The 22018-nt window shown below is 70.6% G+C and carries 18 protein-coding genes; 12 read left to right on the top strand and 6 right to left on the bottom strand.

What is annotated here, in order from left to right; genetic code table 11:
- Nucleotides 1-21 precede the first annotated feature (21 nt).
- On the bottom strand, nucleotides 22-630 hold the full coding sequence (locus ACZ466_RS16390; RefSeq protein WP_378289840.1) for a methyltransferase family protein: 609 nt from the start codon (nucleotides 628-630) through the stop codon (nucleotides 22-24).
- A 137-nt stretch (nucleotides 631-767) separates the two neighbouring features.
- The gene (locus tag ACZ466_RS16385; RefSeq protein WP_378289838.1) at nucleotides 768-1154 is read right to left on the bottom strand and encodes an ArsR/SmtB family transcription factor; all 387 of its coding nucleotides are present in this window, start codon (nucleotides 1152-1154) and stop codon (nucleotides 768-770) included.
- A gap of 191 nt (nucleotides 1155-1345) precedes the next feature.
- Between ACZ466_RS16385 and ACZ466_RS16380 the strand changes: the two genes are divergently transcribed.
- Complete coding sequence (locus ACZ466_RS16380; protein ID WP_378289836.1) at nucleotides 1346-2776, top strand: phenylacetate--CoA ligase family protein; 1431 nt, start codon at nucleotides 1346-1348, stop codon at nucleotides 2774-2776.
- Nucleotides 2777-2793: 17 nt separating this feature from the next.
- On the opposite strand, the gene ACZ466_RS16375 is transcribed toward ACZ466_RS16380, so the two are convergent.
- Both ACZ466_RS16375 and ACZ466_RS16370 read right to left on the bottom strand, forming a co-directional pair.
- Nucleotides 2794-4962 carry a serine/threonine-protein kinase gene (locus ACZ466_RS16375; protein ID WP_378289834.1) on the bottom strand — a complete coding sequence of 723 codons (2169 nt, stop codon included), beginning with the start codon at nucleotides 4960-4962 and terminating at the stop codon, nucleotides 2794-2796.
- The gene (locus ACZ466_RS16370) at nucleotides 4959-7046 is read right to left on the bottom strand and encodes a protein kinase domain-containing protein (protein WP_378289832.1); all 2088 of its coding nucleotides are present in this window, start codon (nucleotides 7044-7046) and stop codon (nucleotides 4959-4961) included. The genes ACZ466_RS16375 and ACZ466_RS16370 overlap by 4 nt, the downstream gene beginning before the upstream one ends.
- 550 nt (nucleotides 7047-7596) lie before the next feature.
- On the opposite strand from ACZ466_RS16370, the gene ACZ466_RS16365 reads away from it, so the two are divergent.
- Genes ACZ466_RS16365 through ACZ466_RS16350 form a run of 4 tightly spaced genes read left to right on the top strand, consistent with a single transcriptional unit; the run spans nucleotide 7597 to nucleotide 11089 of the window.
- A complete protein-coding gene (locus ACZ466_RS16365) occupies nucleotides 7597-8169 on the top strand; it encodes a MauE/DoxX family redox-associated membrane protein (protein ID WP_378289830.1) in 573 nt (190 codons plus the stop codon).
- Nucleotides 8166-8732 (top strand): TlpA family protein disulfide reductase, encoded by a 567-nt coding sequence (locus ACZ466_RS16360; protein ID WP_378289828.1) that lies wholly within the window; start codon nucleotides 8166-8168, stop codon nucleotides 8730-8732. The genes ACZ466_RS16365 and ACZ466_RS16360 overlap by 4 nt, the downstream gene beginning before the upstream one ends.
- 9 nt (nucleotides 8733-8741) lie before the next feature.
- Nucleotides 8742-10601 carry an ABC transporter ATP-binding protein gene (locus ACZ466_RS16355; protein WP_378289826.1) on the top strand — a complete coding sequence of 620 codons (1860 nt, stop codon included), beginning with the start codon at nucleotides 8742-8744 and terminating at the stop codon, nucleotides 10599-10601.
- Entirely contained in the window at nucleotides 10598-11089 is a 492-nt protein-coding gene (locus ACZ466_RS16350; RefSeq protein ID WP_378289823.1) for a S26 family signal peptidase, read from the top strand. Before ACZ466_RS16355 ends, ACZ466_RS16350 begins: the two co-directional genes overlap by 4 nt.
- A gap of 32 nt (nucleotides 11090-11121) precedes the next feature.
- Here ACZ466_RS16350 and ACZ466_RS16345 read toward each other — a convergent pair whose 3' ends face one another.
- Together ACZ466_RS16345 and ACZ466_RS16340 are read right to left on the bottom strand one after the other, a co-directional pair.
- On the bottom strand, nucleotides 11122-12132 hold the full coding sequence (locus ACZ466_RS16345) for a SagB/ThcOx family dehydrogenase (protein WP_378289821.1): 1011 nt from the start codon (nucleotides 12130-12132) through the stop codon (nucleotides 11122-11124).
- Between the two features lie 345 nt (nucleotides 12133-12477).
- Nucleotides 12478-14253 (bottom strand): AfsR/SARP family transcriptional regulator, encoded by a 1776-nt coding sequence (locus tag ACZ466_RS16340; RefSeq protein ID WP_378289819.1) that lies wholly within the window; start codon nucleotides 14251-14253, stop codon nucleotides 12478-12480.
- Nucleotides 14254-14926: 673 nt separating this feature from the next.
- Between ACZ466_RS16340 and ACZ466_RS16335 the strand changes: the two genes are divergently transcribed.
- The 7 genes from ACZ466_RS16335 (at nucleotide 14927) to ACZ466_RS16305 (ending at nucleotide 22018) form a co-directional block, all read left to right on the top strand.
- Nucleotides 14927-16168 carry a hypothetical protein gene (locus ACZ466_RS16335; RefSeq protein WP_378289817.1) on the top strand — a complete coding sequence of 414 codons (1242 nt, stop codon included), beginning with the start codon at nucleotides 14927-14929 and terminating at the stop codon, nucleotides 16166-16168.
- 16 nt (nucleotides 16169-16184) lie between these two features.
- Nucleotides 16185-16907, top strand: coding sequence for an alpha-ketoglutarate-dependent dioxygenase AlkB (locus tag ACZ466_RS16330; RefSeq protein WP_464043815.1), 723 nt, complete (start codon nucleotides 16185-16187; stop codon nucleotides 16905-16907).
- Nucleotides 16908-17148: 241 nt separating this feature from the next.
- Nucleotides 17149-17328 carry a hypothetical protein gene (locus tag ACZ466_RS16325; RefSeq protein ID WP_378289813.1) on the top strand — a complete coding sequence of 60 codons (180 nt, stop codon included), beginning with the start codon at nucleotides 17149-17151 and terminating at the stop codon, nucleotides 17326-17328.
- 508 nt (nucleotides 17329-17836) lie between these two features.
- Nucleotides 17837-18775: a LysR family transcriptional regulator gene (locus ACZ466_RS16320; protein WP_378289811.1), complete on the top strand. Its 939-nt coding sequence runs from the start codon at nucleotides 17837-17839 to the stop codon at nucleotides 18773-18775.
- A 319-nt stretch (nucleotides 18776-19094) separates the two neighbouring features.
- Nucleotides 19095-20360: an aromatic ring-hydroxylating oxygenase subunit alpha gene (locus ACZ466_RS16315; protein ID WP_378289809.1), complete on the top strand. Its 1266-nt coding sequence runs from the start codon at nucleotides 19095-19097 to the stop codon at nucleotides 20358-20360.
- Complete coding sequence (locus ACZ466_RS16310) at nucleotides 20344-20667, top strand: hypothetical protein (protein WP_378289807.1); 324 nt, start codon at nucleotides 20344-20346, stop codon at nucleotides 20665-20667. Before ACZ466_RS16315 ends, ACZ466_RS16310 begins: the two co-directional genes overlap by 17 nt.
- An 88-nt stretch (nucleotides 20668-20755) precedes the next feature.
- On the top strand, nucleotides 20756-22018 hold the full coding sequence (locus ACZ466_RS16305; RefSeq protein ID WP_378289805.1) for an aromatic ring-hydroxylating oxygenase subunit alpha: 1263 nt from the start codon (nucleotides 20756-20758) through the stop codon (nucleotides 22016-22018).

Raw genomic sequence — 22018 nt, 5'->3', positions numbered from 1 at the left:
TCCGTCCGGGGAGCGATGGCCTCAGGCGCGGTGGTGGCGGCCGACGCCTGGCAGGAACCGGCCGACGGCCGCCGCGTAGCGGTGGTAGTCCTCGCCGTGGACGCGTCGCAGATAGGGCTCCTCGACCGCGCGGACCTGCACCTCGATGGTGGTGACGGTGAGGACCAGGGCCGATATCGAGACGGCGTTGGGCACCATGGCGGCCAGGCCCGCCGCGGTGAGGATCATGGCGGTGAAGACGGGGTTGCGGGCCAGGGCGAAGGCTCCGGTGGTGACCAGGGCGGTCCGTTCGTTCTCGTCGACTCCGACGCGCCAGGAGGCGCCCATCGAGATCTGCGCCGCCAGTGTGGCGGCCACGCCCGACAGGGCCAGCAGCAGTCCGGCACCACGCACGAGCGGGTCGTCCAGGGAGGCGAGCGGGTTCAAGCCCGCCAACTCGGCGAGCGGACCGATCGCCCCGCCGAGCAGTGCGGCGATGAAGGTGATGCGAGCCCACCACTGCACGCTGCCCGGGGCCAGGCCCGCACCGCGGAATCCGGAGTCGCCGGTGCGCCGTCGTTGCACGAGGCTGCGCAGTCCGAAGGCCAGCAGGCCCCACACGAGGTAGATGATCAGCGCGGTCAGCGCCATGACGTCCTCCGGAAGGTGTCGTGGGACGAGGCACAGGAAGCCGGCCCGAACGCCACGAGCGCGCCGGATCAGGCGAGGGGCCCGGCGCTGATCGCGAGGGGCCGGTGGACGGCCCTAGGCGGTCCGGGTGGTCATGGTCAGCAGCAGCCCTGCTCCTCGGCGTCGGGGCAGGTGCGGTCTGTGGCCACCGCGACCACGGCGGCGCGGAGGTCGTCCAGGGCGTGGCCGAGGCGGGCGTCGGCCAGTTCGTAGCGGACTCGGCGGCCCTCGGGCACGGCCACCACCAGGCCGCAGTCACGCAGGCACGCGAGGTGGTTCGACAGCCGGGTGCGGGAGATCTCCAGCGCGTCGGCCAGGTCGGCGGGGTGGACCGTCCCGCGCTCGCGCAGCACCAGCAGGATGCGGCAGCGGATCGGGTCGGCCAGCGCCCGGCCGAACCGGGTGAGGGCCTCCACCTCGGTCGCCAGGCCACCGGGCGCACCCAGGGTCAGGTCGGGAGTCGCATCGGGGGAAACGTTCGGCATGGACACCACGATACATGCATGCTTGAATTCACGAAATCCTGAACTATTGGAGATCTCGCCGTGCCCTGTCATCGTTCGTTGCGCCCCCGCACCGCCGTCGCGCGCCGTCCACACCGCCCAGGCGCCCCCGCGCCGGGCGCGCAGCCCGGCACCACCACGGCCGTCGGCGTGGTGGGCCGGGAGGCACGGCGGTGACGCTCGCAGCAAAGCCGTCGGCCGTGCGGGTACTGGCCGACGCCTGGACGGCCAAGCGGCGCGGCGAGCGGGCCATGTCCGAGCGGCAGCGGGCCCGGCTTGCCGCGCTCGTCGCGCACACCCGCACCCGTTCGCCCTACTACCGCCGCCTCTACCAGGAGCAGGGCGTGCCCGCCGAAGTCGGCGACCTGGCCGCTCTGCCGATCACCGGCAAGAGCGCGCTGATGGATGCCTTCGACGACTGGGTCACCGACCCCGCCGTCCTCCTGGACGAGGCCCGCGCTTTCGCCGACGACCCCGAGATGATCGGCCGTCCCTTCGCCGACCGCTACACGCTGACCACCACCTCCGGCACCACCGGCACGCACGGCATCTTCCTGCAGGACGCCCGCGCGGCCGCGGTGACCGGCGCGATGATGGCGCGCATGCTGACCGGCTGGCTGACCGTCCGGGACGCGGCCCGAATCGCGGCCCGGGGCGGGCGGATGGCGCTCGTCGTGCCCGAAGGCGGGCACTTCGCCTCCACGGTGGCGGCCGCCCGGCTGCGGGGCCGCTCACGTGTCGCCGCTTTGAGCGTGCACCAGCCGCTGGAGGAACTGGTCGAGGCGCTGAACGCCTTCCGGCCGGCGGTGCTCGCGCCCTACGCCAGCGTCGGCGCGCTGCTGGCCACGGCGGCCGAGGCAGGGCGGCTGCGCATCGATCCCGCCCTGGTCATCTTGACCGCCGAGGGCCTGCCGGTGCCCGAGTATGAACGCATCAGCCGCGCCCTGGGCGGGGCGAAGGTGCGCACCAGCTGGGCCGCCAACGAATGCCCGTTCCTCAGCTACGGCTGCACCGCTGGCTGGCTGCACGTCAACGCCGACTGGGCCGTCGTCGAACCGGTCGACGAGCACTACCGGCCGGTGCCGCCGGGCGAGCCGTCCCACACCGTGCTGCTGACCAACCTGGCCAACCACCTCCAGCCGATCCTGCGCTACGACCTGGGCGACGCCGTGGTGGTGCGTCCGGATCCGTGCCCGTGCGGCAACCCAGGCCCCGCCCTACGCGTTCAGGGCCGCGCCGCCGACCTGCTCACCTTCCCCGGCCCGAACGGCGCGCCGGTCACCCTTGCCCCGCTGCCTCTGGCCACGCTGCTGGAGGCGGTACCCGGCCTGGAGCTGTTCCAGATCGTCCAGACCAACCCCACCACGCTGCGGCTTCGACTGCTCCCGGCGCCCGGCACCGACCACGAGGCCCTGTGGCGCACCACCCAGACCCGGCTCAGCGAGTTGCTGGCCCGCCACCGCCTCGGCCATGTGCGGGTCGAACGCGCGGCGGAGCCGCCGCAGTACGGCACGGGCGGCAAGATACGCGCCGTCATCCCCATCGCCGGCCCCGCGACCAAGGCCGGCATGGTCGGCCCGGAAGGCACATGTCCGCCGGTGTGACCTGGGAGCCGCCCAACTCAGGGGAGGCGGAAGGCGAGGAGGGTTTTGTCCTGGGCGGCCACGAGGGTGCGGTCGCGGGTGTTGAGCGCCCATTGCTTGGTCGGTGCGGAGGTGGAGGCGGGGTGGTTCCAGACGAGCTCGCCCGTCTCGGCGTCCCAGCCGTAGAGTCCCGCGCCCGTGGTGCCGGTCACGCCGGTGCAGATCATTCCGCCGGCGGCGATCAGCGGGGCGGTGCGGGCCGCGGGCGTGTTGACGGACCAGACCCGGCGGCCGGTGCGGGCGTCGAGCGCGATGAGCCGCGGGTTGTCGAGGATGTAGGCGTACTTCCCGCTGACCAGGAGGCTCCGTTCCTGCCCGCCGGGCGAAGTCGGTGTGTACGTCCACCGCTCCCGGCCGGTGGACGCGTCCAGGGCGTACAAGGTCGGGCTGCCGGTGTAGACCGTCCCGCCGGCCACGGTGAAGCTCTGCGAGAGCTGCGTCTCGCCGTGGGGCTTCGCCGCGGCCTTGGGAAGTTCGGCGGTCCAGAGCCTGCGGCCGGTATCGGCGGCCAGCGCGTCGAGCCTGACGCCCGACGGGTTCTGGAAGATCAGGTTCCCGCCGCCCTCGGGGACGAGGGTCAGGCTCCCGTCCGGATCGGACCAGCGGAGCGCGCCCGTCGCGGTGTCGAGCCCGATGAGCAGGCTCGTCGCCCCCAGGTTGCCGATCGCGACGAGGGTGCGGTTCGTGATCCCGTAGAGGAAGACGAGGGACGGCGTGGAGGGCCACTCGTGGGCCCAGGCCTGCATGCCGGTGGCGGCGTCCAGTCCGAAGATGGTGCGGTTCCGGCCGACGAGGACGAGCTTTCCGTGGTCCGGCCCGAGCAGCTCGGGGTTGGAGACCCCGCCGACCACGTCGCTGGTCCACCTGACCTGGTGGGACTCTTCCATGGCGACCAGCCCCTCGCCGTCGTCCAGAACCCCGTAGACCAGGCTCGGTCCGGTGGCCGCCATGGAGAACTCGCTGGACCACAGCTGCCGCCCGGTGTCGAGCGAGTGCCAGCGGTACACCTGTCCCTCGTCGTGGGAGACGACCGTCCGGGAGAGGACCTCGGCGGTGAAGGCCCGGCCGCCGAAGTCGTCGATCGTCGTCCGCCACAGCGGCTTCGGCGGGGCGGGCCTGCGTCCGGCCCCGCCGTTGGCCGCGGCCAGCGCCGCGGCCGTCCCGCCGCCGATGACGGCGAGTCCCGCGGCGGCGGCACCGCCGAGCAGCAGCCGCCGGCGGGTGCGGGCCTTGGTGATCTCCCGCAGATCCAGGATGAGCGTGTCCTCCCGCCGCCGCAGCTCCTCGCCGAGGGTGCCCGGAAGCCAGCCGGGGGCCACCGGCTCGGCCGCCAGCAGTGACGGCAGCAGGTCGGCGGGCGGGCGTTCACCGGGGGCGCGGCTCAGGCAGGCGGCCACCATCCGCTCCAGGGACGCCGGTACGCCGTTCAGATCGGGCGCCTCGTGCAGGGTCCGGTGAATGACCGCGGCCAGCTCGTCCCGGCCGAACGGGGGACGACCGGTGGCGGCGAAGGCCAGCACGGCCCCGAAGGCGAACACGTCGGCGGACGCGGCGAGCGTCCCGCCGCGGATCTGCTCGGGGGACATGTAGCCGGGGGAGCCGATGATCTGCCCCTCGGAGGTGAGCGCCCGCGTGGGCCCGTGGGCGGACGCGTCAGGGTCGGCGGCCTTGCTGATGCCGAAGTCGATGACCCGGGGCCCGTCCTTGGCCAGCAGGATGTTGGCCGGTTTGAGGTCGCGGTGCAGCAGCCCCGCCGCGTGGATCGCGATCAGCGCCTCGCCCAGCCCGGCGCCGAGCGTGCGCAGCAGCGGCTCGGGCATCGGCCCGTACCGTTCGACCGTCTCCTTCAGGCTGAGGCCGTTGACGTACGCGGTCGCCAGCCACGGGACGGCCCCGTCCGGCTCGGCCTCGACCACCGGGCTGGTGAACGCGCCGCTGACCCGCTGGGCGGCCTCGACCTCCGCCCGGAACCTGGCCCGGAACCCCGGGTCCCCGGCGAGCTCCGGCCGCACCACCTTGATCGCCACCGCTCGCCCGGCCGGGGACGCGCCCAGGTAGACCCGTCCCATGCCGCCCTCGCCCAGCCGTCGCAGCACCCGGTACCTGCCGATGCGGCCGGGGTTCCCGGACCCTGGCGGGGCCGTCACGCGTCTGTCCGGAAGCAGAGCAGCCGCTGATGGTCGGTCGCGAAGATCGACGAGCCGGACACGGCGACGTCCCACTCCTCGGCGCGGTGGACATCACCCCAGTGCGCCCACAGCCCCCGGCCGGAGGCCGTGGCGGCGAAGAGGCCGTTGGCCGAGCCGCCGCCGAACGCGGCCGCGAGGACGTCGTCCGACGCCGCGTCGTGCTGGTCGACGAACTTCTCCGGGCCGGCCAGCGTCCACGCGGGGGCCCCGGTCGCGCGGTCGTGGGCGTGCAGGTCGTCGCCCTTGAAGATCACGTTGCCGGCCGCGAACAGGACGGAGGGGAAGTGCGTGCCGGTGGTCCGCGACCACACCGCCTTCCCGCCGGCCGTGTCGACCGCCTGGAGTGTGTCGGCGAAGTTCCCGAAGACCCTGCCGCCGGCGACCGCGATGCCCTGGGTCGGCCAGTCCCGCCCGGGTTCGGACCAGTCGACGGCCCAGCGCGTGCGGCCGGTGGTGAGGTCGACGGCGCTGAGCGTGTGCTTGACGTTGAGGTACAGGCCGTTCTGGTCGACGGCGCCGTTGACGGCCGTGCCGGCGAGGGGGAGCCGCCACCGGGCCTTGCCGCCGGCGAGGTCCACGGCCCACACGGCCGGGGAGCCCTCGTCCGAGTACGTCCCCGATTCCAGCAGGACCGCGCCGCCGGCCACGCCGAAGACGGAACCGGGAAGCTCGCCGCCGGGCATCGGCAGATGCGTCGGCTCACCGGACGCCGCGTCGACCAGGGTGATCGTCGTCTTCTCGTCGGTGCCGCCGCCGTCCGGGAGGATGAACGCCGACCCGTGGACCGCGCAGCCCGCGCGCACGCGGACGTCCGCCGTCCACAGCCGCCGCCCCGACGCGGCGTCCACCCCGTACGTCGCGTCGTCGCCGCCCCACAGCACGACACCGCCCGCGACCAGCAGATGCGATGCGTCGGACGCGACGGGCGCGGGCGGGACGAAGGTCCACGCGGGCGCGGGCGCCGCGGCGAGGGCGGTCCCGCGGGGCGCGGGCTCGGCGGGCCTGGACCTCCCGCCCGCCAGGGCCCAGGCCGCCGTCCCCGCGCCGATACCGGTCACGGCGACCGCGGTGCCGGCGGCCAGCCCCAGGACGCGCCGCCGCCGCAGGCCGCCGGGGACCGTCTCCTCGATCCTCGGCAGCGGCGGCGGCAGCGTCACGGGTCCGGACGAGATCCGGTTCGCCTCGGCCTCCCTGGCCGCCAGGTCCCGGCGCAGGGCCGGGGAGATGAGCGCCGAAGGATCGGCGGGGGTCAGCGCCGCGAGCACGTCCGCGAGCGAAGGCCGCTCGGCCGGTTCCTTCTCCAGGCAGGCGGCCAGGGTGCTCCGCAGCGAGGCGGGCAGCCCGTCCAGGCCGGGTTCGCCGTACATGATCTCGTAGAGCAGCGCGCCCGGGTCGCCCTCGCCGAACGGCCGGGCTCCCGTGGCCGCGTAGACCAGCACGCCCCCCAGCGCGAACACGTCCGCCCGGGGCCCGGCGTCCTTGGCACCGGTGATCTGCTCGGGCGCCAGGTACGCCAGCGTGCCGATCATGCCGCCGGTACGGGTGATCTGCGTGGCGTCGACGACCTTGGCGACCCCGAAGTCGATGATCTTGGGGCCGTCCTCGGCCAGCAGGATGTTGCCGGGCTTGAGATCGCGGTGCACCAGCCCCGCCTCGTGGACGGCCTGCAGCGCCTCGGCGAGCCCCGCGCCCAGAGCGCGGACGGCGGGTTCGGGCAGCGCCCCGCCGTCCTGGACGGCCTCTTTCAGCGTGGGCGCGGGAACGAAGGCGGCGGCGAACCAGGGCTGGGGCGCGTCGGCGTCGGCGTCCAGCACGGGAGCCGTGTACAGGCCGCTGACCTTGCCCGCGGCGGCGATCTCGCGGCGGAACCGCTCCCGGAAGCCCGGGTCGTCGGCGGAGTCCGGCCGGATGAGCTTGAGGGCCGCCAGCCGGCCGCCCGGCGACCGGGCGAGGTAGACGACGCCCATCCCGCCCGCGCCGAGCCGGGCGAGGATCCGGTACCCGCCGACGCCGGAAGGATCCCCCGGCTGGAGTGGCCCCATCCCGCTCCCACCTCGACAGAACGAAACTGTCTATAAGACTATCGGACCTCCCTCGGCACATCCGCTCGACCCGAGGGCGTGCCCCCGCCCCACCACCCCCTGGAGCTGCGGCGGGGCGGGGGTGAAGCCGGTCTGAAGCCGTCTGGTGGTCCGATGGAGATCGGCTGACGCACGCGCCGCTGTGCGCGAGACCGGCGGCCGGTACCGCAGTGGTGGCTCGAGGGAGGCTGGAAAGCAATGATCAACAAGATCGAAAGGCTCGGCGACCGCCTGCTCAGCATGGTGGTCCCCCACGCGCGCGCGTCCGCCGAATGCACGTGCACGTACGTCGGGGACTGCGACGTCAGCCGTATCCGGTGGTACTGCTGCAGGTACACCCCGGCTGGTTCGAGTTGTTACTACGAGTGCAACTACCGCAACCCCTGTTGACATCGCTCGTCCGGGTGTTCGCCCGCGTGCGATGTCGCCCCGCGATGTCGGCCACCGGCTGGAGTCCGAGCGGTGAGTTCATGGCCCCGGCCGCCCTCGGCGGCTGCGGGGAGGGTCTGTGATGGGTTATGTGGTCCTGGGATGCCGGTGCGCGGTCGGGTTGGTGTTCCTGGCCTCGGTCGTGGGCAAACTGCGCGGTCGGAAGCCCTACGCCGCGTTCGTGGCGGCCGTCGGCAGGCTGGGCCCCGAGTGGGTGGTCTCCCGGGTTCCGGCGGGCGTCGTGGCCGGCGGTGTGATCGCTGCTGAGGCGGCCGTGCCGCTGCTGCTCGTGCCGCCCGGTACGGCGTGGGCGGGTTTCGTGTCCGCCGGCCTGCTGGCCTGCGCCTTCGCCGCGGTGGTCCTGGCCGCACTGCGACGCGGGGATCGCGCCCCCTGCCGATGCTTCGGAGGCTCGGACCGTCCGGTCGGCGGCGCGCATCTCGTCCGGAACGGTGTGCTGGCCGCTGCCGCCGGTCTCGGGCTGGCCGCCGACGCGGCCGCGGCCGGGCCGCTGGAGCCGGCGGGCGTCGCCGTCGCCGTGGTCGCCGGTGCGGTGGTCGCTCTCGCCGTGGTGACCGCCGACGACGTCGCGGACTTGTTCCGGCCCGTTGTCCCTGCCGATGCCGACCATGCTACGAAGGGAGCCGTGCGATGACGTCCGTCGCCGCCGCGCTGGCCTTTCTCGCTCTCGCGGTCTGCCTGCTGGATCTGGTTCTCACGCTCGGCGTGATCCGGAGGCTCCGCCGGCACACCGAGCTGATCTCGAACCTGTCCTCAGGCGGGCGGCGGCCCTACGCGATACTCGCCGAGGGGAAGGCCGCCGGGCCGTTCGAAACCGTCGCCACCACTGGAGAGCCGGTGTCCCGGGACGGCCTGTCCGGCCGGACGCTGGTCGGCGCCTTCACCCCGAACTGCTCCGCCTGCGATGAGAGGCTGCCCGCTTTCACCGACCTCGCGAAGACGTTCCCCGGCGGACGCCGCCAGGTGATCGCCGTCGTCGTGGGCCCGGAAGACGCGGCGGCGACCTACCGCGCGCGGCTGGAGCAGGTCGCCCGCGTCGTCATCGAACCGCCGCTGACCGGTGAGATCGGCACGGCACTCGGCTTGGAGTCCTTTCCCGCGTTCGCCGTCCTCGACGAATCCGGGACGGTGGTCAGCAGCGGCCTGGAGCCGGACCGATCGACCGGCGCCGCCTCACCCGCCACCAGCGGGGTGTGACCGCCGCTCATGGGCGACACGCTGGGCGGGGCCAGAACCGGAGCCAGGGCCGGTGGCGCCAGGATCCGGTACGCCCTGGCCCTGGCATGGCGCTCCGGCCGGTTCCAGATCCTCGGCTACGGGACGCTGGAGCTGGTGGCGGCCGTGGTGCCGGTCGGGGCGGCGTGGCTGACCAAGCTCGCGCTGGACGCGATCGTCGGGCGGTCCATCGGCGGTACGGCTCTGGCCTGGCTGGGCGGCGGGCTCCTGGCCGCCGGACTGACGGCAGCCGTACTGCCGCACCTGTCCCGTTACCTCCGGCAGGAACTCGAGCGGCGCATCGGACTGACCGCCCAGGACCGGCTCTTCGCGGCGACCGAGCGGCTGACCGGTCTGGCCAGGTTCGAGAACCCGGTGTTCCTGGACCGGCTGGCGCTGGCCCAGGGGGCCGGTGGCAGCACACCCGGCATGGTGGTCTTCGGCGTGCTGGCCGTCTGCCGGGGCGCGATCACCATCGTCGGGTTCCTCGGTTCGCTGCTGATGATCAGCCGGTGGCTGGCGTTGGCGGTGCTGCTCGCGGCCGTCCCCGTGCTCGCCGCCGAGCTGCGCCTGTCCCGGCTCCGCGCGGCGATGATGTGGCGGATCAGCCCGATGGAGCGGCGGGAGATCTTCTTCCAGCGGATGCTGGCCAGCGTGCAGGCGGCCAAGGAACTGCGCCTCTTCGGGACCACCCGCCACTTCCGCGACCTGATGACCGCGGAGCGGCGGGAGGCCGACGCGCAGCGCCGCCGGATGGACCGGCGCGACCTGATCACCCAGTCCGGCCTCGGAGCGCTGGCCGCCGGGATCGCCGGGGCCGGCCTGCTGTGGGCGCTCTTCACCGCCCGGGCCGGCGGGTTCACCGCCGGCGACATACCGCTGCTCATCGCCTCCGTGGCGGGGGTCCAGACCGCCGTGGCCTCACTGGTGAGCGAGCTGACGCAGGCGCACCACAAACTGCTGCTCTTCGACCACTACCTCACCATCACCGCGAGCGGACCGGATCTGCCGGTGCCCGCCGAGCCACAGCCGACTCCGCCGCTGCGTCGCGGCATCGAGATCCGCGGGGTGTGGTTCCGCTACTCGCCGGAGCATCCCTGGGCGCTGCGCGAGCTGAATCTCACGATCCCGTCCGGACGGTCCGTGGGCCTGGTGGGCCGGAACGGTGCCGGGAAGAGCACGCTGGTCAAGCTGCTGTGCCGGTTCTACGACCCCGAGCGCGGCGCGATCCTCTGGGACGGGGTGGACCTGCGCGACATGGATCCGGCCGAGCTGCGGTCGCGGATCGGCGCGGTGTTCCAGGACTACATGGAATACGACCTGTCAGCGGCCGACAACATCGGGCTCGGCGACGTCCGCGACAGGGACATGGACCGTGTGCGGGCCGCGGCGCGCAGGGCCGGTGTGCACGACGCCCTGGCCGCGCTGCCCCGCGGCTACGACACGCTGCTGTCGCGCCTCTTCTCCGCGAAACCCGGACATGACGACGACCACGAGGTCGGCGTCCACCTGTCCGGCGGGCAGTGGCAGCGGATGGCGCTGGCCCGCGCGTTCCTGCGCGACCGGCGGGACCTGCTGATCCTCGACGAGCCCAGTTCCGGCCTGGACGCCGAGGCCGAGCACGAGATCCACACGCGGCTGCGCGAGCACCGCGCGGGCCGGACCAGCGTGCTGATCTCCCACCGGCTGGCGGCGGTCCGCGACGCGGACCTGCTCGTCGTCCTGGACCGGGGACGGATCGTCGAACAAGGCGCCCACGCCGAGTTGATGGCGAGAGGCGGCACGTACGCCAAGCTGTTCACGTTGCAGGCGGACGGCTACCAGCCGGCCATGGACGTGCCGGCGCCATGACCTCGACCGCCGTCGCCGCCGTGACCGCACTCGCCGGGACCGCCGCGCTCATCGCCTGGCTGCGCCGCCGCTTCGTCGTGATCAACGTGGACGGCCCGAGCATGCAGCCGACGCTCTACGAAGGCGACCGCGTCCTGGTGCGGCGCCGGCCGCTGTGGCACCTCCGGGCCGGGGACATCGTCGTCGTCGAGAAAGCGGGACACCGCCGGCCGGGCCGTCACCGGCGCGTCGCCGCGCGCGGAAGCCGGAACCTCTCCGGCCACCGCTGGGTGATCAAGCGGGTGGCGGCCGTGCCCGGTGATCCGGTGCCCGCATCGGTGGCCGCCGCGGTGTCGGCCCCCGCCGGCGCCCGCGTGCCGGACGGTCGCCTCCTCGTCCTGGGCGACAACAGCGGCCGCAGCCTCGACTCCCGCCACTACGGCTACCTTCCGGGCGACGGCGTGCTCGGCGTCGTCGTACGCCAGATGCACAGGCATCACCAGGGATGACCCGCGCGATCGGTCCTCGTCGAGGTTCCGGGTCAGGGTGCGGAAAGGGTGATGTCGCGCCAGGTGGCGGGCGTGGTCGGTGATGGGAGGTTTTGCGGGTCGAGGTGGGGGCTGCCGGAGGCCAGTACGTACAGCGGGGTGCGCCCGGTGTTGTCCAGGCGGCACCGCTCGGCGATGGCGGAGTCGCGGAAGGCCGCGGTCTGGGCGGGCCCGAGCCCGAGCGCGGTGGCGGTCAGGGCGAAGGTCTGCCCGAGGTGGCCGGCGTCGAGCAGGCAGGCGCGATAGGTGCGCGGCGCGCGGTACTTGACGCTCATACGTTCCAGCCGGGCGGCGAGGACGACCAGGAATGCCGCGTCGCGACACCAGTCCTGGTCGGCGCACAGGTAGCCGGCCTCCTGCCCGGTGAACCCTTCTGTGAGCAGTTCCAGGCTGTGCTGCAGCGCGTTGTAGTGATACCAGCCGGGATCGAGATCGGAGACGTTGAGGACGCCCAGGTACGCGTCGATCTCCTGGCGGGCGCCGCCCTGCGGGCTGGTCCGGCGGAACACCGGCCCCTGCCCGCTGTCGATGAAGTCGACGGGGCCGAACACGGTGGCCATGAGCGCGGCGAGCACGTCCAGGGGCACCGGGTCGGGCGAGAAGTCGCGGTGCGTGCGGCGCCGATACAGGACCCGCTCGTACGGCGCGCGAAGATCGGCGGGGCGGCGGGGCAGCGGCAGCCGGGGCACGTCCGGATAGCCGGTGAACATGGCGGGCAACCCGACCGGCTCGACGAGCACCGGCTCCTCGGCGAAAGGAACGTCGTCGTAGACGTCCTGGACGGCGTAGTGGAAGAAGGACGCCTCAGGGGTCCAGGCGCCCCAGTCGTGGTGCACACGCGCGTCCCGCTCGGCCTCGGGGGTGTCCTCGGCGACCAGCGCCCCGGCATCGAAAAGGGTCCGGGCGGCTTCGTCGACCGTCTCGCGGGTCAGATGGTCCAGCGTTTTGGCCGCCTGCTCGACATTACTCCAGTCCTCGAATGCCGACAGGATTTCGGACGCCACCGGATGCACCGTCACCGGCGTTCCCGCCGGATACGGGTGCAGGACGAATTGGCCGTCGTACCAGTAGCACATCAGGCAACGGGAACGACGAAAACGCATGAAAGCTCCAGACCAGGTATGACGGTGAGGTGGGGCCGGGGCCCAGGCGGCCGCGCCCGGGCCCCGCGTTGTCGTTCAGATCCACCAGGGGAGCAGAACGACGGCGCCTCCCCTGGGCCGCTCGGTCCGGACCACCGGCCGCGTCTTCATCGAGATCGTCCGCATGGGATCCTCCCATTCGCCATTGACAAAGCAATCGAGAGTTTTCCACGGGCAGGCTTCATTCCGGCTTCATCGGACGCGGTGTCACGGGGCCTGCGCCAACTCGGCGGCATAGGCACGCAGCAGATCGTGGAAGGTGTACCGGCCGGGCTTGTGCTCGGTCAGCAGATGCGCGTCGCTCAGCTCGTGCAGCAGCCGTCCGGCCCGCGGCACCGCGACCCCCGCGAGGCGCGCCGCCGCGGACGCGGTGACGTCCGGGCCGGGCTGAAGGCCCAGCAGCCGGAACAGCCGGGCGGCGTCCTCGCTCAAGGCCCGGTAGGACCAGGAGAAGACCGTCCGGAGCTCGGTCGCGTCATCGGTCCCCGCGAACGCGTCCAAACGCGCCGGGACGGACGTGAGCCCGGCCGCCAAGGCCGGGAGCCCGAACCCGGGCCGGGCGGCGGCCCGGGCGGCGACGATGCTGAGCGCGAGCGGCAACCCCGCGCACAGGTCGATGATCGCCTTCACCGCGGCGGGCTCAGCCCTGACCAGGTCGGCGCCGAGGCGTGCGGCCACCATCTGGTGTGCTTCGGCGGGCGTGAGAAGGTCCAGCGCCAGCGGACGCGCCCCCTCGACGGCCACCAGCCCCGAATGCCGGTTCCGGCTGGTGACCAGGACGAGGTTGCCGGGTGCTCCGGGAAGAAGCGGCCGTACCTGTCCGGCCTCGCACGCGTTGTCGAGCACGATCAGCATCCGGCGGCCGTCCATCAACGACCGGTAGAGGCCGGCCTGATCGTCCAGGCCGACGGGAACATCGGTGTCGGTCACGCCGAGGGCCCGGAGGAAACGCCGCAGCGCACGTTCGGGCGGTACGGCCGTCCCCGGTCCGTGGCCGCGCAGATCGATCCACAGCTGACCGTCGGGGAACCGGTCGGCGACCCGCCGTGCCCAGTGGACGGCGAGTGCGGTCTTGCCGACCCCGGCCGTCCCGGTGATGACGCCGATCGCGCCGGCGGGATGACCGGCCGCCAACGCGTCCAGCGCCGCCAGTTCCCTCAGCCGTCCGGCGAAGGCGGGGACGCCCGGCGGCAACTGCCTTGGAATCGGCACCGCGGGCTCGGGGCCGCCGGTGCCCGGCCGGGACGCGCCGACGAGCACCTGCCTGTGGAGGTCCAGCAGATCCTGGCCGGGGTCGATGCCGAGTTCCTCGACCAGATTGCGGCGGATGGTGTGGAAGGCGTCCAGGGCGTCGGTCCGTCGGCCGCTGTCGCGCAGCGCCTGGATCAGCAAGGCCCAGGACCGTTCGCGCAAGGGGTGCTTGGAGGTCAGTTCGACCAGCGCCGCGATCGTCTCCGCGTGCCGGCCGCGCCGCAGTTCGACGCGCAGGTACCGCTCGGCGGCCTGGAGCCGCTGCTCCGCCAGCCATGGCGCCACCTCCCGCTGCAGCGTCTCCGACCGGATCCCGGCGAGCGGGTCTCCCCGCCATAGAGCCAGCGCCTGCTGCAGCGCCGCCGCCTCGCCGTCCAGGTCGTCGCGCCGGGCCGCCTCCTCGGCACGGCGCAGGAAACGGCGGAACCTGGTGAGGTCGACCTGATCCGGCTCCGCCTCGATCCGGTAACCGTCCCGGCAGGTGGTGATGATCTCCCCGGCGGACCAGCCCGCCAGCGCCTTGCGCAACCGGGTGATGTGCAACTGGAGCGCGCGGCGCGGATTGCCGGGCACCGCGTCGTTCCACACGGCCTTCGCCAGCGTCTCAACGGACACCGTGCTCCCGGCCTCAAGCAGCAATGTCACCAGCAGGACGCGATGCTTCGGCGACGTGACGTCGACGACGCGTCCACCGGCCCGCATCGAGAACGGGCCGAGCAACTGGAACTCCATGCCCTGGCACGCGCCTACCGGCTCGGCAAGGGCCTGCCTTGCGTGGACCATGCGAGGTACCCGTCTGCTGAAACGATCAACATCGCGGGGCGGGGGACCGTCAACGCTCGTCACGCGGGCGAACTTTCGGAGAGGTCTCGATTCGCCCGGTTTCCGGTTCGACCTGATCTTAAACCGCCGTACTCTGCCCCAGGAATGAAGCTCTCTGCTATGTCCTGTCAATGTCCGATGGCATGCCCAGCCTCGTCCACTCCGGGGAGCAAGCTTTTATACGCATACGAGAATCAGAATACGGGGACCTGTGCAACGTCACCGGCCGCCCGAAATGGACTCGGCACACGGGTGCGGCCCCAGCTAATCCGCTGACCATTCTGAGACGGCCATGATCGCCATCGCATGGTGCGCAACGCCGTCCGGCGGTTCGCCCGAGCCACCGGCCCTGAGCTCCGATCAACAAGTGGGAAAACGCCCTCAACGCCATGCTCTACTTGAGGGCTTATAAAGAATCTTCCGGTGCGGCGGACACCGTACGGCCAGGGCGCGGCCGGGCGAAGGATGCTAATCTTACCTCGTCTACCGTCCGAAAGTTCATGGGATGGGCCGAGCGGGCCGGCAGGCCATCTGGTCGGCTCTGCGGGTTCGTGTCTCAGAGTGCGAATGGCGGTGCGGTTTGTTGGACACAACAGAGCTGACGGAAGCCTGCACCGACGACGCGAACAACACCTTGGTCGCGCCTTCGACGTTGCAAGACAATGACTTGATCAGGGACTTTTTCGGGTCCACGATCACGCCAGAGTACCTTGCTTCTGGTTCGCCCGACCTCGAGCGGAAGACCGTCTACCTGTGTGGCGATGTATCCGGGATCAGCGACCGCCACCTGCGTGCGGCGGCCCGGGTATTCGTCATCCGGGAGCTATCACACGGCTACCACGAGGACGTCGACAAACCTTGGACCCTCGTCGACCTCGGCCAAGTTCCCATCCGCGTACACAACGCCGGCGTGTACTACCGCCGCTTTTTCGACCTCGGCGCCGATCACTTCGGACGGATCCGTGCGGACCACGCGTTCCAGTCCCTGACGGAGTCCACCAAGCCTGGAACGGCCCATCGCAGCGGAATCTATCTGACGCCTGTCGCACGACACGGTGACGAACTGCATTTCCGCCTGCTCCGGTGCTCCACGAATCTCTCGGGACCGACCGAGAGCTTCAGCCCGACCGACACGCGCATCGTCGACGCTCTGAACCGCGAGGCCGCCGCCGTCTTCCGGAACCAGGCACCGCTCAATCACGTCCTCGCTCAGACTTATCACAACACCCCTGCCACGGCCGAGCGCAAGCAGTCCAAGGCCAAGATCTCGGCCCATGCCGACAAGACCAAGGACATGCCCGTCAACGGCATCATGGCCTTTTGCACCTTCTATGACGGGCTCGACAGGCTGCAGCCCCTGGCCGTAGACGCCTTCGACTACGGTGTGAAGGGTGCCAGCGGGCTGACCAAGCTCCACTTTCGCCTCAAGGAGCCGACCGAAGAACGCAACGGGGTCACGCTCCCCCCGCAGTTCACCGTGACTCTCTACCCCGGCTCCGTGTTCTTCATGCCGCTGTCCACCAACCGCCTGTATACACACGAAATCCGGCCCTCGACGTTGGCCGCCGAGTTGCTCCCGATCCGCCTGGGATACGTGGTGCGCTGTTCGAGCACCGAAGCCGTGCACAAGAACGGCCAGACATTCCTCAAGGCGAACGGAGATCTGGTGAAGCTGGAGCCGCCCACACCGACGGGCATGGACGAACTGCGCAGGCTGTACGCCGAGGAGAACAAGAACTCGTCCTTCATTGATTACGGCGACGAGTTTCTCTTCAGCATGAACACGGGAGACTACCTTGCCCCCCGAGTCCAGAATCTCGGATGAGATCCTCTCAGACGCATTGCCGACCAAGGAAGATCTCTTTGCGGAGCTGTCCGCGTCGGCTCGTTTGGAAGACGTGGGAAAAGGCCGGCGTGGCGCCGTGCTCACCAGGATCGACGAAGCAGATGGTGTGCCTCTCGTACGTACCACCACTCGATACAGCAGCCCGCCGCAGCGTTTCCGGGCGGTGCACGAACGGCTGGCGCAACAGATTCAAGAACGTGCGGCGCTTCCGGTCAACTTCAACAACGCGCTCATCGAGCGCTACACGAACGCGTACAAAACCATGGGCAGCCATTCCGACCAAGCCCTAGATCTGGCCGACGGGTCGTTTATCGCCGTCTTCTCCTGCTACCAACACCCCGAAGCGAACCCGCCCAGAAAGTTGATCTTCGAGTCAAAGGGGTCAGACGGCGAGAAGTTCGAGATCCCTCTCACTCACAACAGTATCGTCGCGTTCTCTGTCGGCTCGAACCGGCGACTCAGGCACAAGATCGTACTAGACACGGTCCAGACGACCGACAACCAATGGCTGGGCGTAACCTTTCGAACGTCAAAGACCTTCCTTCGGTTTCGCGACGGACATGTATATCTTCCGCAGGGTGCACGCCTCACATCGGCCGACGATGACCAGAGGCGCGAGTTCTACCGACTACGGCGTCGCGAGAACAAGGAAACGGACTTCATCTACCCGCAGCTGACGTACACCATCAGCGAGAGCGACCTGATGCCGCCCGTCTGACCTTGATCGTTCACGCCCGACCTATCAACCAGGGCGAATGCGTGGAGACCGAGTAGCTGTAGTTCGTGGTCGGTGGCGCGGCTGCTCCATGGCGCGAGGTTGCCCTGCCGCCCCGGATCTTTGAGGCGTCTTCGCGGTAAGTGGAGGTGTGGAGCAGGCAGCGCAAGGACGAGATCCTGCTGGACGTTGATGACGTCGCGCTGGGGACCACCACTGTGATGCGCTGGAACGATCGTGATCAATGGGTGTGGTCGAACTGCAACGAGAGAGGACTTCCAGCGCGCCCAGCGGGTCCGCCGGAGGCGAGCACACGGCCAGTACTCCAAGAGGGGAACTGGAAGAACGACCAGGCGTACCACCGGTGCGCTTCCCCGACGAGTACGCCCTGGTCAACAAGCTCGAACACCCCAAGGTCGTCTAACTGCGCGAGGCCGAGATCATCGATCCCGTCCAGGCGTAGCCGGCGACGGCGGCCCGGCTCCGCAAGCGGCCGGCTGACAGGGGACACCGTCCAAGATCGATAACCCTCCGCCGGCACACGCCTGCCTTCCCGAGGAAGGAGTCGCCCGACCGGGAGGCCGATCGCGCGGCTCTGCGGCTCGTTGACACCGCGACCGTCGCCATGAGAATCTTACCTTCATATTAGAGAATAGCATTCTCAAAAATTGTGAGACTGGGCTTCACGCCTGGTGAGCGTGGTCCGCCTGCTGGGCCCCGGCGTGCGGAATGCTGGAGAACGGCACCCCAACGGTTGGTTCACGGACGTCGCGGCGCAGGACCGGGCGCCGTGCCGCGGCAGCCCGGCACGGGGCGCGCACCGGCCGACCGGGGCGTGGTCACGACGCGTTGCCGGCCCGCCCTCGTGCGGACCGCCCCCGAACGGCGACCCGTATGGTGCCATGCCCCCATGCGGGGCGAGGGGAAGGACGTTGGACTTCAAGCAGCTCAAAGCGCTCGTCACGGTGGCCGAGGTGGGCAGCGTCACCAGAGCCGCGGAGGTTCTGTACCTGGCGCAGCCGGCGGTCACCCGGCAGATCCGCGCGCTGGAGCGGGAGCTCGGCGTGGTCCTTTTCGAGCGGACCCGGGAGGGAATGCGGCCCACGGAGGCGGGCGCGGTCGTGGTGCATCACGGGCGCCGCGCGCTGCACGCGCTGGAGCGGGCCCGCGCCGACGTGCAGCCCACTCCCGGCGTGGTGACCGGCAACGTGACCCTCGGCCTGCTGGAGAGCACGAGCGACCTGCTGGTGGAGCCCCTGGTCGCCGTCCTCGCCGATGAGCATCCGGGGATCCGGCTGCGGCTGGTCATCGGGTACTCCGGGCATCTGCGGCAGTGGCTGGACGACGGCGACCTGGACCTGGCGGTGTTGTACAACCTCGGCAGCACTCCGTCACTGAACACCCACCCCCTGCTGCGCGAGCGGCTGTGGGCCGTCGCACCGGCGTCCGACGGCCTGCGCGGCGACCGTCCCATCCCCTTCGCCGAGGCGGCGGACCACCCGCTCGTGATGCCCGCGGCCGACCACGCGCTGCGCACCCTGGTCGACGGCGCCGCGGCGCAGGCGAAAGTCGAGCTCGACGTCGCCGTCGAGACCAACTCCATGAGGGTGCAGAAGCAGCTCGTCCAGGCCGGGCACGGCTGGACCGTCCTGCCCGGTGTGGGCGTCGCCGAGGAGGTCGCGGCCGGTCTTCTGAGCGCCGCCCCGCTCGGCGACCCGGAGGTGCGGCGCTCGATCGTGCTGGCCGCGCCGAGGATCACCCGCTCGCTCGCCGCCGTGAACGTCGTCGCCCGGACACTGATCCACCAGGTCCTGTCCGCCGTGGCGGAGGGCAGGTGGCCGTCCGCGCAGGCCCGTCCGCCGCACTCCTGAACCGCACTCCTGAACCGCACTCACCGGCCGTCGGGCCACCTGAGTCGATCTTCCCTTGGGTCATGCCGAACAGGCATACAGGTATGACACATCACTATTTTTCACGCATATGCCTTCGGCTTCATGATGGGCGGGAATTGAGCCGAAGGAGCGGTGAAACCACGGTGAGCCACGGTCCTGTCCCGGAGAAAAGGCGCCGTTCACTGCTTCTGACCTTGACGCTGCCCCCACGGCTGCGCGAGCCGACCATCCTCCGGGTCACCGGCCGGCGAGTCTGCGCAACACCTTCGGCATAGAGCCGGAACAGAGAGGTGAACACGTGCCCTACTTTCCGAAACCCGCCGAGGGCAGTTGGACCGAGCGCTATCCGGAGCTGGGAACCGGCACCGTCGACTACGGCGACTCGATCGACCCGGCCTTCTACGAGGCGGAGCGGGAGGCCATCTTCAGGCGGTCCTGGCTGAACGTCGGCCGGATCGAGCGCGTGCCCCGCGTCGGTGGCTACTTCACCAAGGAGCTGGCGGTCGTCGGCACGTCGCTGATCATCGTGCGGGGCAAGGACCAGAAGATCCGCGCCTTCCACAACGTGTGCCGTCACCGCGGGAACAAGCTGGTTTGGAACGAGCATCCGGGCGAGGAGTCCGCCGGCACCTGCCGCCAGTTCACCTGCAAGTACCACGCGTGGCGCTACGGCCTCGACGGCCGGCTGGCCTTCGTCCAGCAGGAGGAGGAGTTCTTCGACCTGGACAAGTCCGCCTACGGGCTCAAGGAGGTCGCCTGCGAGGTCTGGGAGGGGTTCATCTTCGTGAACCTCGACCCGCAGGAGAGCCTGCAGGAGCACCTGGGCGAGCTGGGGAAGGGACTGGAGGGCTACCCGTTCCACGAGATGACCGAGGTCTACACCTACAACACCGAGGTCGGCAGCAACTGGAAGCTGTTCATCGACGCGTTCGCCGAGTTCTACCACGCGCCGATCCTGCATCATAAGCAGGCCGTCCAGGGCGAGGCCGACAAGCTCAAGAACCACGGGTTCGAGGCGCTGCACTACGAGCTGTTCGGCCCGCACTCGATGGTCTCCTCGTGGGGCGGCATGGCACCGCCCAAGGACCCGTCCATGGTCAAGCCGATCGAGCGGGCGCTGCGCAGCGGCCTGTTCGGCCCCTGGGACCGTCCCGAGATCGAGGGCCTGGACGAGCTGCCGCCGGCCATCAACCCGTCCCGGCACAAGTCCTGGGGAACCGACTCGTTCATCATCTTCCCCAACTTCATGCTGCTGGTCTGGGCGCCCGGCTGGTATCTGACCTACAACTACTGGCCCACCGCCGTGGACCGGCACCTCTTCGAGGCCAACCTGTACTTCGTCCCCGCCAAGAACGCCCGCGAGCGGCTGGGCCAGGAACTCGCCACCGTGACGTTCAAGGAGTACGCGCTCCAGGACGGCAACACCCTTGAGGCGACCCAGACCATGCTCGCCTCCCGCGCCGTCACCGAGTTCCCGGTGAACGACCAGGAGATCCTGCTCCGGCACCTGCACAGGGTGGCCCGCAAGCGAGTCGAGGAGTACAACGATGCCGCTGCCCGCTGATTTCACCGACCTGGAGCCGTACGCGGACTGGGCGCTGGCGACCGAGCCCGAGCGCTACGCCAAGCGCCTGGCCTCCTCCATGGCGGACATGCAGGCGCTCTACGACGCCGCCTTCCCCCGGCTGGACGACGCGATCGCCTACTGCGACACCTTCCCGTGGGACGACCTTCCCGACGAAGCCCGCACCCTGATGCACCTGATGCAGTCCCTGGTCATGGTGTCGTTCCCGGTCGAGGTGTGGAAGCAGGCGAGGGTCCCCGACGCCGGCGCGGCCTACCTGGACCTGGTCTCGGGGCACGTGGTCTGAAGGGCCGTGCCGGCTCAGGTGGCGCGGACCCGCCCGGTCCGCGCCGCGACCGCCGTCACACCCGCGGCATCGCCATTGGAGGACTGACATGGCTCTTTATCCGAAACCGGCAGAGGGCAGCTGGACCGAGCACTACCCCGACCTCGGGACCGGGGTGGTGTCCTTCGAGGACTGCATCTCTCCGGAGTTCTACGCCGACGAGCGCGAGGCGATCTTCAAGCGGGCCTGGCTGAACGTCGGGCGCGTCGAGGACGTGCCGCGCAACGGGCGCTACTTCACCAAGGAGATCGAGGTCGCCGACACCTCGATCATCGTGGTGCGGGACATGCGGGGGCGGATCCGGGCCTTCCACAACCTCTGCCGGCACCGCGGCAACAAGCTGCTGTGGAACGACTTCCCCGGCGAGGAGGTGCGGGGCTCGGCGCGCCAGTTCACCTGCAAGTACCACGCCTGGCGCTACGGCCTGGACGGCGCCTGCACGTTCGTGCAGCAGGAGGGCGAGTTCTTCGGCCTCGACAGGTCCGACTACGGCCTGGTGCCGGTGCACTGCGAGGTGTGGGCGGGGTTCGTCTTCGTCAACCTGGCGAAGGAACCGGCCCAGTCGCTGCGGGAGTTCCTCGGCCCGATGATCACGCCGCTCGAGGGCTACCCGTTCGACCGGCTGACCGAGCGCTACGACTTCCGCGCCGACATCGGTTGCAACTGGAAGATCTTCTCGGACGCCTTCCAGGAGTACTACCACGTGCCCGTCCTGCACAGCCAGGAGGCCACACCCGCCGCACGGCCCAAGGTCACCGGGTTCGAGGCGCCGTACTACCGGCTCGACGGCCCGCACCGGCTGGTCAGCATCTCCAGCGTTCCCCGGCGGCTGTGGCCCGCCGACTACCAGTACCCCATCGAGATCGCGACCCGCAGCGGCCTGTTCGGGCCATGGAACGAGCCGGATCTGGGCGACGACCTGCCCGGGACCAACCCCGGCGGGGTCAAGGACTGGGTCACCGACAACTTCCAGATCTTCCCCAACATGGAGATCCTGATCATGTCGAACGGCTGGTACTACCTGTACCGCTACTGGCCGACCTCCTACAACACCCACCGGTACGAGGGCACGCTGTTCTTCCCCCCTGCCGAGCGTGCCAGCGACCGCGCCGCGCAGGAGTGCGCGGTGGTGATGTTCAAGGAGTTCGCGCTGCAGGACGCCGGCATGCTCGTGGGCACCCAGCAGGCGCTGGAGTCGCGGGCGGTCCAGGACGACTTCCCCCTCAATGACCAGGAACTGCTGGTGCGCCACTTCCACAAGTCGGTCGGCGACTGGGTCGAGGACCACCGAAACGCGCGTCAGGAGGTCTGA

This window comes from Actinomadura rugatobispora (assembly GCF_055379765.1).
Note: the sequence above shows the minus strand (reverse complement) of the source record. Positions and strands in the feature narration are given on the sequence as shown.

Bases quoted from the DNA above. Each gene is read 5' to 3' on its own strand.
- ACZ466_RS16390 (WP_378289840.1), bottom strand. From the start codon at position 630: ATGGCGCTGACCGCGCTGATCATCTACCTCGTGTGGGGCCTGCTGGCC.
- ACZ466_RS16385 (WP_378289838.1), bottom strand. From the start codon at position 1,154: ATGCCGAACGTTTCCCCCGATGCGACTCCCGACCTGACCCTGGGTGCG.
- ACZ466_RS16370 (WP_378289832.1), bottom strand. From the start codon at position 7,046: ATGGGGCCACTCCAGCCGGGGGATCCTTCCGGCGTCGGCGGGTACCGG.
- ACZ466_RS16365 (WP_378289830.1), top strand. From the start codon at position 7,597: ATGGGTTATGTGGTCCTGGGATGCCGGTGCGCGGTCGGGTTGGTGTTC.
- ACZ466_RS16360 (WP_378289828.1), top strand. From the start codon at position 8,166: ATGACGTCCGTCGCCGCCGCGCTGGCCTTTCTCGCTCTCGCGGTCTGC.
- ACZ466_RS16355 (WP_378289826.1), top strand. From the start codon at position 8,742: ATGGGCGACACGCTGGGCGGGGCCAGAACCGGAGCCAGGGCCGGTGGC.
- ACZ466_RS16350 (WP_378289823.1), top strand. From the start codon at position 10,598: ATGACCTCGACCGCCGTCGCCGCCGTGACCGCACTCGCCGGGACCGCC.
- ACZ466_RS16340 (WP_378289819.1), bottom strand. From the start codon at position 14,253: ATGGAGTTCCAGTTGCTCGGCCCGTTCTCGATGCGGGCCGGTGGACGC.
- ACZ466_RS16325 (WP_378289813.1), top strand. From the start codon at position 17,149: ATGGGTGTGGTCGAACTGCAACGAGAGAGGACTTCCAGCGCGCCCAGC.
- ACZ466_RS16310 (WP_378289807.1), top strand. From the start codon at position 20,344: ATGCCGCTGCCCGCTGATTTCACCGACCTGGAGCCGTACGCGGACTGG.
- ACZ466_RS16305 (WP_378289805.1), top strand. From the start codon at position 20,756: ATGGCTCTTTATCCGAAACCGGCAGAGGGCAGCTGGACCGAGCACTAC.